The sequence below is a fragment of the Streptococcus suis genome, from assembly GCA_002831545.1.
GTDB lineage: Bacteria > Bacillota > Bacilli > Lactobacillales > Streptococcaceae > Streptococcus > Streptococcus suis_P.
Window position 1 is genome coordinate 2,209,312 of record CP025095.1, and the last position, 12,616, is coordinate 2,221,927.

Here is a 12,616-nt window from a genome sequence, read left to right on the forward strand (position 1 = left end):
AGAGCATATATACTCCTGCTACTTTCTTATCTTATGGTAGCAGGCTGTCAAGCTCCACTGGAGCTTGACACTCATCAAATCAAGTCAACAACGGCTGAGTTTGATTTTCGAAGAGTATTATTTTCCAATAGCAAAAGTCAACACCCCCGACGCAGCTAGTTTTCCGTCCACCTCTGCCTTTGCCTCAACGACCGCAATGGTTCCACGGCGTTTGACAAATTTAGCTGTCATGATCAACTGGTCACCAGGTACAACCTGCTTCTTAAATTTAACCTTGTCCATGCCGGCATAAAAAACCAGCTTGCCCTTGTTTTCTTCCTTTGATAACTCCAAGACACCTGCGGTTTGAGCCAAAGCCTCCATGATGAGAACGCCTGGCATAACAGGATAGTCTGGGAAATGCCCGTTGAAGAAGGGCTCGTTAATGGTCACATTTTTAAGGGCGACAATCTCATCTTCTGATACTTCAAGGACACGATCGACCAGGAGCATAGGGTAGCGATGAGGAAGAGCCTCTTTAATTTTTACAATATCAATCATTTGATGCGTACCAATCCTTGTCCAAATTCTACAACATCTTGGTTGGCCACCAAAATCTCTGTGACTACGCCGTCACGGTCAGCAGGTACTTCGTTCATGACCTTCATGGCTTCGATAATCATGAGGGTCTGTCCTTTTTTGACCGTATCGCCAACTGCTACAAAGGCTGGCTTGTCAGGAGCTGGTGACAAATAGGCCACACCAACCAGTGGACTTTCCACTACCGCACCCTCCGCTACAGAGCTTGAGCTAACTTCTACTGGAGCTTGCTCACTGGTTTCAACTGCCTGTACAGTAGCTGGACTTGCTGCAACTACCGGAACAAGCGGAGCTTCTACTGTTGGACTCGGAGCCGCTGTCACCTGCTGGTTTTTACTGAAATGCAAGGTCTCCCCAGCATTGCTATATGAAAATTCTCGCAAACTTGACTGGTCAAATTGACTCATCAAGTCCTTTATTTCTGTAATATTCACTTAAGCCTCCCAACGTTTGAAAGCAATCACCGAGTTGTGACCTCCAAAGCCAAATGTATTTGAAATGGCATGACGGATTTCCATGTCACGACCTTGACCATAGATAACATCTGCCTCGATGTAGTCAGATAATTCCGTCGTACCTGCTGTCTTCGGTGCGTAAGAATGACGCATAGCCTCAATAACAGCCGCTGCCTCAACGGCACCTGCCGCCCCCAACAAGTGACCTGTGAAGGACTTGGTGGAAGAAACTGGCGTGTTCTTGCCGAAGACGGATACGATAGCTTGACTTTCTCCTTTTTCATTGGCCGGTGTCGAAGTACCGTGTGCATTGATGTAGTCAATATCAGCTGGCTCCAAACCAGCTTCTGAAATGGCCAACTTCATAGCCTTAATAGCACCCAAACCTTCTGGGTGTGGAGAGGTCATGTGGTGGGCATCGCAGGTATTTCCATAGCCAACGATTTCAGCCAAGATGGTTGCCCCACGTGCTTCTGCATGCTCCAAACTTTCCAAGACCAAGACCGCAGCACCTTCTCCCATGACAAAACCATTACGGTCCTTGTCAAAAGGAATGGAAGCACGACTTGGATCCTCAGTCGTCGACATAGCTGTCAAAGCCTGGAAACCACCGATTGCAAAAGGCGTAATCGCCGCTTCTGAACCACCTGCCAATATGACATCTTGGAAACCAAACTTGATTTCACGGAAGGCTTCACCCAAGGCATCATTTGACGAAGCACAGGCTGTGATGACACACTTGCAGACACCATTGGCACCGACCTGCATGGCAATATTTCCTGCCGCCATGTTTGGCAAAGCTTTTGGGAGTGCCATAGGACGAATGCGTTTTGGTCCTTTTTCGTTCATGCGAGCAACCTGCTCTTCGATTTCCAAAATCCCACCGATACCAGTTGACAAGATAACACCGAAACGGTCGCTGTCAACGGCTTCTGTATCCAGACCAGCATTAGTTACTGCCTCACGAGCTGCATAGAGAGCATAGAGGGAGTAATTGTCATAACGGTTGGTATCTTTTTTAACGAAGTATTTGTCAAAAGGAAAATCCTTAATTTCCGCTGCATTATGGACAGTATATTCACTAGTGTCAAACTTGGTAATCTTTCCGATACCAACCTTACCATTGACCAGGCTATCCCAGAATTCTTCTGGTGTATTTCCAATTGGAGATGTCAGACCGTAGCCTGTCACCACTACACGATTTAGTTTTGTCATTTTCAAACCTCTCTTATTGCATGGTCAAGCCGCCGTCAACCGCAATCACTTGTCCAGTTAGATATTCTTGCTTGGCTAAGAATACAGCGACATCTGCCACTTCTTCTGTCGCACCAAAGCGTTTCATAGGAATTTGTCCCAACATGGCATCCTTGATTTTGTCAGATAGAACATCTGTCATATCTGACTGGATAAAGCCTGGTGCGATAGCATTGACACGAACATTGCGACTAGCGACTTCACGGGCAATGGATTTTGTAAAGCCGATAACACCTGCCTTAGAAGCGGCATAGTTGGCCTGGCCAGCATTCCCAGTCAGACCGACCACACTGGAAAGGTTGATAATAGCACCTTCACGCGCCTTGGTCATAGGTTTCAAAACAGCCTGGGTCATGTTAAAGGTCCCTGTTAGATTGATACTCAAAACGCTCTCGAAATCCTCTTCCGTCATTCGCAGAGCCATGCCGTCTTTGGTAATTCCTGCATTGTTGACCAAGATATCGACGCTACCAAGAGCCTCAACTGCCTCAGCCACCATCCGTTTGGCATCTGCCGAACTGGAAATATCGCCTGAAATCGCAACTACTTTGACACCGTAATCTGCAAAGCTATCCAGCAAGTCCTGACCCAGCTGACCACGACCATTTAGCACCACATTAGCACCAAGACTAGCAAATTTATGGGCAATGGCCAAGCCAATTCCTCGACTTGAACCTGTTACAAAAACATTTTTATTTGTTAATTCCATGATTCCTCCTTATTGGCTGGCCAACAAACCTTGCAAACTAGCCTCATCTTCCACTGTCATAACATCAGCCGTCTTATCAATCTTCTTGATAAATCCTGCCAAGACCTTACCCGGACCGATTTCGATAAACTTGGTCACACCAGCCGCCTGCATGGTTGCGATGGACTCGTAAAAGCGAACAGGCTCCATGACCTGACGGGTCAAGAGAGACTTGATGTCTTCTTTTTTCATGACCTTGGCTTCTGTATTGCCAACCAAGTCTACTTGGAAGTCCGCAAACTCCACCTCTTCCAGAGCCTGAGCCAGTTGCTCCGACGCTGGACGCAAGAGAGCCGTATGGAAAGGCCCCGACACATTGAGGGGAATCATCCGTTTGACACCAGCTTCCTTCAGCAATTCAACCGCCTCATCCACAGCTGCTACCTCTCCACCGATAACGATTTGGGCTGGTGTGTTGTAGTTGGCTGGGGAAACAATCCCAGAGGTAACTGATGAACAGACCTCTTCGATCAGGCTAACATCTGCATTGAGGACAGCGACCATCTTCCCAGTCCCTGCTGGTGCAGCCGTTTCCATAAACTCACCCCGTTTGGCAATCAAGGAAATTGCATCTTCAAAGGCCAGAGCACCTGAAGCAACTAAGGCTGCGTATTCTCCCAAGGACAAACCAGCCACCATGTCGGGTTTAATCCCTTTTTCTGCCAATAAGCGATAAATCGCAAGGGAAGTTGTCAAAATCGCAGGCTGGGTATAGCGGGTCTGGTTGAGCTTGTCTTCCTGATGGTCAATCAAGTCCCGCACATCATATCCCAGAATCTGACTAGCCTGGTCGTAAGTTTCCTTGACAATGGGATAGGTGTCATAGAGGTCACGGGCCATACCGAGTGTCTGAGCCCCTTGACCTGCAAAAAGAAAAGCTGTCTTTGTCATCCTATTCTCCAACCGAAGCCCAACGGCTTGCCTCTTCTCTAATCACTTTGGCTGCTCCATAATAGATATCTTTCAAAATTTCTTCACAGGTTTCTTCCTTAGTCACCAAACCAGCAATCTGACCTGCCATAACTGAACCATTGACCACATCACCATCAACAACTGCATTGCGGAGTGCTCCCGCACCAAGTTCTTCAATAGCATCTGCCGAAATTTTACCTGCCAAGAAATCTTTCTCTGCAGCTGCATAAGCAGATGACAACTTATTCTTGATGGCTCTCACAGGATGCCCAACAATAGAAGCAGATACAGTTGTATCAATATCCTTAGCTTTTAAAACTTTTTCCTTATAAGCCTGATGGGCATTGGACTCTGTAGCTACTACAAAACGAGTTCCAACTTGCACCGCCTCTGCTCCCAACATAAAGGCCGCAGCAGCACCAGCACCGTCTGCGATACCACCTGCTGCAATAACAGGAATGGATACGGCATCCACAACCTGACGAACCAAGGTCATAGTTGTCAGTTTACCGATGTGACCACCTGCTTCCATCCCTTCTGCAACGACTGCATCCACACCCAGTTTTTCCATGCGTTTAGCCAAAGCGACACTTGGAACCACTGGAATAACCGTAATCCCTGCAGCATGGAGACGTTCCATATACTTCCCTGGATTTCCTGCTCCTGTGGTAACAACTTTCACACCTTCTTCGATGACCAAGTCAACAATGTCATCCGCAAAAGGAGACAAAAGCATGATATTGACACCGAAAGGCTTATCTGTGATAGACTTCACCTTGTCAATATTTGCCTTGACAACTTCCTTGGGAGCATTTCCACCACCGATGATTCCCAGACCACCAGCATTTGAAACCGCACCTGCCAAGTCACCATCAGCAACCCAGGCCATCCCACCTTGGAAAATCGGATAATCAATGTTTAATAATTCTGTAATCTTTGTTTTCATATTTCCCTCAATCTTTCTTTGCTTACCTAATCATTTGAATATCAAATCATTAGGTAAACAAGTGAAGGGTTGCCCCTCACTAAAAAAATAGTTTGATATTTCAATGTTTTGATTATCAAAGTATTCAACTTAAGAAAAATGCTAAATAGCACTTTCCTTAACAGTCATTATTTTGTTTTTTCTTCAACGTAGGCAACCAAATCGCCTACAGTAGTCAAACCTTCTTCAGTGTCGATTTGGATGTCGAATGCATCTTCGATTTCAGAGATAACTTGGAAAAGATCCAATGAATCTGCGTCCAAATCTTCAAAGGTTGTTGTAAGAGTTACTTCTTCAGCATCCTTACCCAATTCTTCAACGATGATTTCCTGTACTTTTTCAAATACTGCCATGATATGTGTCTCCTTTTGGAAAATAAAATATTTTAATCTTGCCTAGGGCAAGGAATTAACTAAAGTTGTAAGAGTAGAGTTCCCCATGTGAGGCCTCCACCGAAACCAGCCATGAGAACAGTCTGGCTTCCATCCAATCGCAACATTCCGCTCTCTACACATTCTGATAAGAGAATAGGAAGACTTGCTGCGCTGGTGTTGCCATATTTATCCATATTTGCTGGAAATTTTTCACGCGCCACTCCCAATTTACGAGCCATCTTATCCAGAATACGTATATTGGCTTGATGGAGCAAGAAATAATCAACACGATCCACAGTCATATCAGCTTGTTCTAGCAGCTCTGCCATGGTTGCCGTGACATCCCTTGTCGCAAATTCAAATATAGCTCTGCCCTCCATTTGGATAAAGGGTTGTTGACGGCTTTGTGTCGAGAATGGCGTCTCTTTCTGGTCTATCCCTGCTGTCAGACTCGCACCTCGACCGCCATCCGTTCGCAAGATTTCTGCTAAAAAGCTCGGTTGTTCACACACTTCCAGCAAAACTCCTCCAGCACCATCTCCAAATAAAACAGCCGTTGATCGATCTGACCAGTCGACAGACCTAGATAGGGTCTCTGCACCAATGACAAGTCCTCTCTTATAGACTCCTGAAGCAAGTAATTTTTCCGCTGTTGATAGCGCAAAAACAAATCCTGAACAAGCTGCAACGAGATCATAGGCGAAAGCCTTTTTCGCGCCAATTGCTGCTTGAACCATAGCTGCCGTAGATGGCATTGAAGCATCTGGAGTAATCGTTGCTACGATGATGAAATCAATTTCACTAGCATCTAGCTGAGACTTTTCCAGTAATTTTCTAGCCACTTGACTAGCCAAATCACTCGTCGTCTCTCCAGTAACAATGTGTCGTTGACCGATACCTGTACGGCTACGAATCCACTCATCACTGGTATCCATTTGCTGGGCCAAATCATCATTGGTCACAATCTTCTTCGGAAGATAGTGGGCCACCTGACTGATTTTAGCATGGTTTCTCATTTCAAATCCTCCAAGAAGTGATAGAGTTTCATGAGTCCTTTCTTCATTACCTGATACTCTGCATCATCCATGCCATCTGTAATCTGTTTCACCATTTCATTGTGAAATCGTTGATGTAAACGATAGACCAGTCGACCTTTTTTGGTCAGATAGAGATGAACAACTCGCCGATCTTTGGTCGAACGAATACGCTCAACATATCCTTTTCTTTCCAAATTGTTCAAGCTAGTTGTAACAGTACCCAAGGTTACCATCAAAGTCCGAGCAACATCACTCGGAGTAGCTCCATCAATACTTCCTATCACATCAATCGTGTGCATTTCCTTAATCGAAATATCATTGAATCGGCTACCACGCAGACTTGTTTCTTCAATCACCAACACATTGTTAAAAATGGCCGTTAGATATTCATTTACTTTTGGATCTTCCAAAACAGGCCTCCTTTACTTTGATAGTCAAAGTATAAACCATAAAACTTTGATTGTCAAACATTTTTTTTACTAATTTAAAAATTAATCTCCCGTAAACACTGGTCTACGTCGTTCTGCATGCGCTCGAACTCCCTCTTTAAAATCCTCTTTATAGGCCAATGTTTCTTGCAAATCCAGCTCCAATCGGCGATAAGACTCCCAGTCTTTAAATTGACTTTCCCATGTCAGTTGTTTGATTGCTGCATAAGAATTTACTGAGCCTCGCAAGAGTTTTTTTATGACCTGGGCAACTGTCTTTTCTAGTTTTTCTGGCTCTGCCAATTTATAAATAATCCCATATTCTAAAGCCTTATCCGCTGATAAGCCCTCTCCAGTCATCGCCAAGTGACTAGCACGATTAGCCCCAATAGCACGACTCAGTAGAAAGAGCCCCCCCGCATCCGGCGCAAGTCCAACGCCTACAAAGGCTTGGATGAATTTTGTCTTGCTGGAGGCAATAACAAAATCAGCTGCCACTGCCATATTAGCCGCGGCTCCAGCCACTGCTCCATCCGTCACCATAATGACCACTTTAGACAATTTCTTCATCGCAAACGAAATATCATTCACCAGCTCTGCTATTTTTACTAAAGAAGCAATATCATCATCATCAACTGCACGCTTCATCTCAACTAAATCTCCACCCACGGAGAAAATGGAACCCTGTGCTTGAATTTGTAAAATTTTGACGGAGGCATCCCCTTCTGCAAGGCGGATTGCTTCTAAGATTTCTTCACACATAGGAATATTAAAACCATTTGCCACTTCCGGTCTGTTTAAAGTTAGAATCGCTACGGAATCAATTACTTCATAACGAATTGTTTGGTAGGCCATTCCCTTGCTCCTTTCAAAATAGTTTGATAATTAAAAGATTTGAATATCAAACTTCAAATTCTTGTTTTCCATTGTAACACAGTTTTTAAAATTGTCACTTTTTTCTAGCAAGGAAAGTGTGACATCCGAAAAAGATGGGGGCTATCATCGAAATATAAAATTTAGATATGCTAGAAAATAACGTGTCTAAGAACCTATATTCACACGCAAAGCGCCTTGGCTTTTTTCACTCATCAAGGTAGGTTTTGTGGGAAATACTGACTGTATTTTGAAAAAAACAACCTCAATATGCAAGTCTGAACTGTAAATATAGGATCTAAGATTAATTTACAACTATCATTTTTTCACGTTAATACTTTTGGAAGATTTAACTGGATTCTGAGCTAGAAATACCATTTTTCACCAAGAACTAATACTTGGATACAATATCATATTTCTTAAAATCGCAATAAGTCAAAGGCCTCTTCAAGATTGTCTACCAATTTATCTGCTTTCGACTGATCAATTCCATAATGCTGGTCTCGAATAGCCCAAACTGTCAAACCTGCTTTTTTAGCCGCTTCAATCCCCTTCGCACTATCTTCAAATACTAAAATGTCCGATTTAGCTACTCCTGTTGCACTGGCTGCTTTCACATAAACCGCGGGATCTGGTTTTGGGGCCTCACAATCCATCGCTGAGAAAACATGACTAAAGTGAGAGCGTATACCAGCATCTAGTAGAGCACGTTCGATATCTGAACGGTCGGTATTTGAAGCCAAAACTACAAGAATACCTTGGATAGTTAGTCTCTCCAATACCGCTTTAACTTCAGGAAAAATCCGCTCTGCATAAGGGGTTGGTCGCTTTTCTTTATACACACGATATTCTTCTTCCAAGGCAGGGACATCCCAGTTATCATAATCATCCCCTAAAATCCGTTGCCAAATTTGACTAGCCCTTCCACCGACAAATATAGATGGATCCAAATGATCAACCGATAAACCTTTTGTCGCTAAAAAATCCGCTCGACGTTGAAAATAGAATGTTTCTGTATCAAAAAGTACACCATCCATGTCGAAAATAATTGCTTTTACCATACTCGCCTCCTATTCCTTTAATTGTAACACAGTTGAAAGAAAAAAATGTTTTTCTGAAATTTTCATACTTGTCTCTTGTTCGTTTTTCGATAAAATTCTTGGCAAGATTTGTCTGAACATACTGACAATTTCATATCATTCTGCTATAATAGAAAAAAATATCCAAGGAGATGAGAATGAAAGTTATTAAATTTGGAGGAAGCTCACTTGCTTCAGCTGGACAGTTAGAAAAAGTTTTCAATATTGTTCAATCTGATTCAGAACGTCGCTTTGTTGTGGTGTCTGCACCTGGAAAACGCAATGCTGAGGATACTAAAGTTACTGATGCGTTGATTAAATATTATAAAGAATATGTTAACGGAAAAGATGTGACTGCCAGTCAAGAATGGATCATCAACCGTTATCAGGCAATGGTTGACGAACTTGGTTTCACAGCTAACAGCATGAAGAAAATCGCAGACAGCATCGTCTCTTTGGCCAGCCTACCAATTGATGATAACAAATTCCTTTACGACGCATTCTTAGCAGCTGGTGAAGATAATAATGCCAAATTGATTGCCGAATATTTTACCCACAGAGGATTGCCTGCACGCTATGTACATCCTAAAAAAGCTGGTATTATTGTCAGCTCTGAACCAGGAAATGCTCGCATTTTGCCTTCAAGTTATGACAAAATCGAAGAGCTTCGTGATACAGATGAAGTACTCATTATCCCAGGATTCTTCGGTGTAACTATTGATAACCAGATTTGTACCTTCTCACGAGGTGGATCGGATATTACAGGTTCCATCATTGCTGCCGGAGTCAAGGCTGACCTCTATGAAAACTTTACAGATGTCGATGGTATATTTGCTGCCCATCCTGGCATCATTAAAAATCCACATTCAATCAAAGAATTGACCTATCGTGAAATGCGAGAATTAGCTTATGCAGGTTTCTCCGTCCTCCACGATGAAGCCCTCCTTCCTGCCTATCGCGGACGAATTCCATTGGTTATTAAAAACACCAATAACCCAACTCACCCTGGTACCCGAATTGTACACAAACATACCGAGCAAACAGTTCCTGTTGTCGGTATTGCTGCAGACGATGGTTTTGTCAGCATTAACTTGTCCAAATACTTGATGAACCGTGAAGTTGGTTTTGGTCGCAAGGTGTTGCAAATTCTCGAAGATCTCAATATTCGCTGGGAGCACATGCCGACCGGTATTGACGATTTATCCATCGTAGTCCGTGAGCGTGAATTGACTCCTATTAAGGAAGAAGAGATCCTTCGTCAACTCAATACGAAAATGGAAGTTGACAAGGCCGAAATCGAACATGGTTTATCTATTATCATGATTGTTGGTGAAAATATGAAGAGCCATGTCGGTGTAACAGCTACCGCTACCACTGCCCTCTCTAAACAAAATGTCAACTTGGCAATGATTTCACAGGGAGCCAGTGAAGTTTCTGTTATGTTCGTTGTCAAAACCGAAGAAAAGAAACGCGCTCTGCACGCACTCTATGAAGCTTTTTTTAACGAGCAATAATCACAACGAGGTCGGTCAGTTCCCTCTTCATACTCTTCGAAAATCAAAACCAGACGTTGTTGACTTGATTTGATGAGTGTCAAGCTCCATTGGAGCTAGTCTGATTTTAATTTTCATTGAGTAGCAATTAAAATTTGAATAAGCAAAAATAGCTTAGAATCAACGTTTCTGACGATGCAATTCTAAGCTATTTTTTATTTTTATACTCAATGAAAATCAAAAGTAGCCTAGGAAACGAAGTCCAAGATAGAACTGGAGTTCATCAAGGCAAGTTGACAAAGGATAATTTTGATTTTCGAAGAGTATTAGACTTTTTGACCAGCCTCATTATAGTCTTTTAGTTTACTTTTAGTACTCGCTCCAACTATCTGGGAGATAGTTGGAGACTGGGGGACAAAGTGAACGATGTTCACATCAAAAGCCACAGGCATAACTCAATGCTTTCTTATTTCTAGGTGACCAGCTGATGTACTTCGCTTTTTTGTTTTCAGGCTCAGGTACGAATAGTCCACTGGACTATTCGTATCCCCCAGATTGCTTGCAAAGCAAGTCACTTTTACAAAATCAGGCAAGGCGAGTTCAAACAATCCAGTGGAGTGTTTGAAGTTGGAAATAGAGGCTGGGCAAAAAGCCCAGGACCACTACTCAGAGTTCGCGTCAACATCTCAGCGCAGTGGTTGATTGGCAGATTTGTTCGTGTTTTGCACTCCAAATCTGGCCTAATCAACTGTGCGGGGGTGGGAAGACGAACTCTTTTATCTTGATCGAGTTCTTTCCCACTCCCCTTACGTCGAAGTAATAAAAGTCAACTAAATGACGATATTTGTATTATAGACAATCTCTAGGTAACACTTCTCTAATATTTTAGCCTTCTATTCTAGTGAAAGAGGCGGATTATCGTCACTTTTACTATCGCTGTTATTCAAAAATTCGAGGTAGGCGATCTGTCAAAAGACAAACCACCTCGTAATTTATGGTTCCGATGCGATCAGCCCACTCCTGAACAGAGATCGTTTTATCTCCATCTTGACCGATTAGGGTGACTTTTTGACCAAGTGGATAAGCATGAGGTAAACGAATGGTGATCTGGTCCATCGAAATACGCCCTACAATTTCACAAGCCTGCCCATCGACTAAGACTGATAAGCCTTGTAAGCTTCGGACGAGACCATCTGCATATCCTATCGGAACGGTCGCAATCCATTCTGAATCGGCGCTGTGATAAGTAGCTCCGTAGCCAATTGTTGTGTCAGCTTCAACCTGCTTTACATGAACAATTTCAGATACGAGAGATAAGGCTGGTTGAACATCAAACGGGAGTTCTAGCACTCGTCCACTTGGATTAAGTCCATAAAGAATGTTTCCCAAACGAACCAGGTTAAATACTGTATCAGCATGCCAAATGCTTGTTGCTGAATTGCTGGCATGAATCCAGCGCGGAGTAATTGGTAGAACATCCAAAAATTCTTTAAAAATAGACAGTTGACTCTCGAAGTGCGCCTGTTCAACCTCATCCGCAGTAGCAAAATGAGTATAAACTCCTTCGATGTCATACTCTAATTCTTCAAGGATAGCAATCGCTTGTAGCAAATCGGCTATTTTTCTAAAACCAATCCGCCCCATACCTGTATCTAGCTTAAGATGAACAGTTAGACCAGATAAATCAGCCTCTAAGTCTTTTGTATTTTGCAACCAGTCCAGACTGGCAACTGTCACACTGATATTGAGTTGATGAGCTACTGGTAAAAAACGTACAGGAACCACTCCTAAAATCAAGATAGGATGCTCGATACCTGCTTTACGTAACTCTAATGCTTCATCCAAATTCGAAACACAAAAACCAGCTGCTTGACTAGATAACTTTTTCGCTACCGCAACAGCTCCATGACCATAAGCATTCGCCTTAACAACAGCAAATGCTTCGGTCTTATGGGGCAAGTTGGTCATTACTTGCTCGAAATTTTCCGCAATCGCATCTAAGTTAACCCGAATTTGCGTGGGTCGATGTTCACTTTCAATCATCTTTCTCCTCCAAAATCACACTAGCTTGTACAAAATTTCCTGAATGGCTAATGCTGAGCCAAATATTCCCATCAAAGGGACTCTTCGTCACATAGGGAACTCCTTTGCTGGTATTCAGAATTTCAATATCATGAAATCCTATCTTACCAATGCCTGTCCCCAAGGCCTTCGTCAGTGCTTCTTTGGCTGACCAACGTCCAGCTAAATATTCTAACTGACGGCGACCGGACAGACTTTGATACCGTTCAAATTCTTTCTCTGTGAGAATCTTTTGGGGAAACCCTTGGTGTTTGATTCTGGCACTTTCAATCGCCTCCATCTCCTGAAGGTCAATGCCATGTCCTACTATCATTAAT

General features: G+C 43.2%; 14 protein-coding genes. 1 reads left to right on the forward strand and 13 read right to left on the reverse strand.

Annotated features, from left to right (window positions below; genetic code table 11):
* Positions 1-117: 117 nt before the first annotated feature.
* From fabZ to CWM22_10960, 11 genes are all read right to left on the reverse strand, one after another.
* Positions 118-540 carry a 3-hydroxyacyl-[acyl-carrier-protein] dehydratase FabZ gene (gene fabZ / locus CWM22_10910; protein AUC92367.1) on the reverse strand — a complete coding sequence of 141 codons (423 nt, stop codon included), beginning with the start codon at positions 538-540 and terminating at the stop codon, positions 118-120.
* Positions 537-1,013: an acetyl-CoA carboxylase biotin carboxyl carrier protein gene (locus CWM22_10915; protein ID AUC92368.1), complete on the reverse strand. Its 477-nt coding sequence runs from the start codon at positions 1,011-1,013 to the stop codon at positions 537-539. The genes fabZ and CWM22_10915 overlap by 4 nt, the downstream gene beginning before the upstream one ends.
* Entirely contained in the window at positions 1,014-2,249 is a 1,236-nt protein-coding gene (fabF, locus tag CWM22_10920; GenBank protein ID AUC92369.1) for a beta-ketoacyl-[acyl-carrier-protein] synthase II, read from the reverse strand.
* 13 nt (positions 2,250-2,262) lie between these two features.
* Positions 2,263-2,997 (reverse strand): 3-oxoacyl-[acyl-carrier-protein] reductase, encoded by a 735-nt coding sequence (gene fabG / locus CWM22_10925; GenBank protein ID AUC92370.1) that lies wholly within the window; start codon positions 2,995-2,997, stop codon positions 2,263-2,265.
* Between the two features lie 9 nt (positions 2,998-3,006).
* The gene (gene fabD / locus CWM22_10930) at positions 3,007-3,927 is read right to left on the reverse strand and encodes a [acyl-carrier-protein] S-malonyltransferase (GenBank protein ID AUC92371.1); all 921 of its coding nucleotides are present in this window, start codon (positions 3,925-3,927) and stop codon (positions 3,007-3,009) included.
* A 1-nt stretch (position 3,928) separates the two neighbouring features.
* Positions 3,929-4,894 (reverse strand): enoyl-[acyl-carrier-protein] reductase FabK, encoded by a 966-nt coding sequence (locus CWM22_10935; GenBank protein ID AUC92372.1) that lies wholly within the window; start codon positions 4,892-4,894, stop codon positions 3,929-3,931.
* A gap of 167 nt (positions 4,895-5,061) precedes the next feature.
* On the reverse strand, positions 5,062-5,286 hold the full coding sequence (locus CWM22_10940) for an acyl carrier protein (protein AUC92373.1): 225 nt from the start codon (positions 5,284-5,286) through the stop codon (positions 5,062-5,064).
* Positions 5,287-5,345: 59 nt separating this feature from the next.
* Positions 5,346-6,323: a ketoacyl-ACP synthase III gene (locus CWM22_10945; protein ID AUC92374.1), complete on the reverse strand. Its 978-nt coding sequence runs from the start codon at positions 6,321-6,323 to the stop codon at positions 5,346-5,348.
* Entirely contained in the window at positions 6,320-6,754 is a 435-nt protein-coding gene (locus CWM22_10950; GenBank protein AUC92375.1) for a MarR family transcriptional regulator, read from the reverse strand. Before CWM22_10950 ends, CWM22_10945 begins: the two co-directional genes overlap by 4 nt.
* Before the next feature lie 81 nt (positions 6,755-6,835).
* A complete protein-coding gene (locus CWM22_10955; GenBank protein ID AUC92376.1) occupies positions 6,836-7,627 on the reverse strand; it encodes an enoyl-CoA hydratase in 792 nt (263 codons plus the stop codon).
* Positions 7,628-8,064: 437 nt separating this feature from the next.
* Complete coding sequence (locus CWM22_10960; GenBank protein AUC92377.1) at positions 8,065-8,706, reverse strand: HAD family phosphatase; 642 nt, start codon at positions 8,704-8,706, stop codon at positions 8,065-8,067.
* Positions 8,707-8,882: 176 nt separating this feature from the next.
* Here CWM22_10960 and CWM22_10965 point away from each other — a divergent pair, with 176 nt between their 5' ends.
* The gene (locus CWM22_10965) at positions 8,883-10,238 is read left to right on the forward strand and encodes an aspartate kinase (GenBank protein AUC92378.1); all 1,356 of its coding nucleotides are present in this window, start codon (positions 8,883-8,885) and stop codon (positions 10,236-10,238) included.
* Between the two features lie 918 nt (positions 10,239-11,156).
* On the opposite strand, the gene CWM22_10970 is transcribed toward CWM22_10965, so the two are convergent.
* Entirely contained in the window at positions 11,157-12,260 is a 1,104-nt protein-coding gene (locus CWM22_10970) for an alanine racemase (protein ID AUC92379.1), read from the reverse strand.
* Positions 12,253-12,612 carry a holo-ACP synthase gene (locus CWM22_10975; GenBank protein AUC92380.1) on the reverse strand — a complete coding sequence of 120 codons (360 nt, stop codon included), beginning with the start codon at positions 12,610-12,612 and terminating at the stop codon, positions 12,253-12,255. The genes CWM22_10970 and CWM22_10975 overlap by 8 nt, the downstream gene beginning before the upstream one ends.
* Between the last annotated feature and the right edge of the window lie 4 nt (positions 12,613-12,616).

Coding starts and splice junctions, on each gene's coding strand:
- fabG (AUC92370.1), bottom strand. CDS start 2,997: ATGGAATTAACAAATAAAAATGTTTTTGTAACAGGTTCAAGTCGAGGA.
- CWM22_10965 (AUC92378.1), top strand. CDS start 8,883: ATGAAAGTTATTAAATTTGGAGGAAGCTCACTTGCTTCAGCTGGACAG.
- CWM22_10970 (AUC92379.1), bottom strand. CDS start 12,260: ATGATTGAAAGTGAACATCGACCCACGCAAATTCGGGTTAACTTAGAT.
- fabD (AUC92371.1), bottom strand. CDS start 3,927: ATGACAAAGACAGCTTTTCTTTTTGCAGGTCAAGGGGCTCAGACACTC.
- CWM22_10955 (AUC92376.1), bottom strand. CDS start 7,627: ATGGCCTACCAAACAATTCGTTATGAAGTAATTGATTCCGTAGCGATT.
- fabZ (AUC92367.1), bottom strand. CDS start 540: ATGATTGATATTGTAAAAATTAAAGAGGCTCTTCCTCATCGCTACCCT.
- CWM22_10940 (AUC92373.1), bottom strand. CDS start 5,286: ATGGCAGTATTTGAAAAAGTACAGGAAATCATCGTTGAAGAATTGGGT.
- CWM22_10975 (AUC92380.1), bottom strand. CDS start 12,612: ATGATAGTAGGACATGGCATTGACCTTCAGGAGATGGAGGCGATTGAA.
- CWM22_10960 (AUC92377.1), bottom strand. CDS start 8,706: ATGGTAAAAGCAATTATTTTCGACATGGATGGTGTACTTTTTGATACA.
- CWM22_10945 (AUC92374.1), bottom strand. CDS start 6,323: ATGAGAAACCATGCTAAAATCAGTCAGGTGGCCCACTATCTTCCGAAG.
- CWM22_10935 (AUC92372.1), bottom strand. CDS start 4,894: ATGAAAACAAAGATTACAGAATTATTAAACATTGATTATCCGATTTTC.
- fabF (AUC92369.1), bottom strand. CDS start 2,249: ATGACAAAACTAAATCGTGTAGTGGTGACAGGCTACGGTCTGACATCT.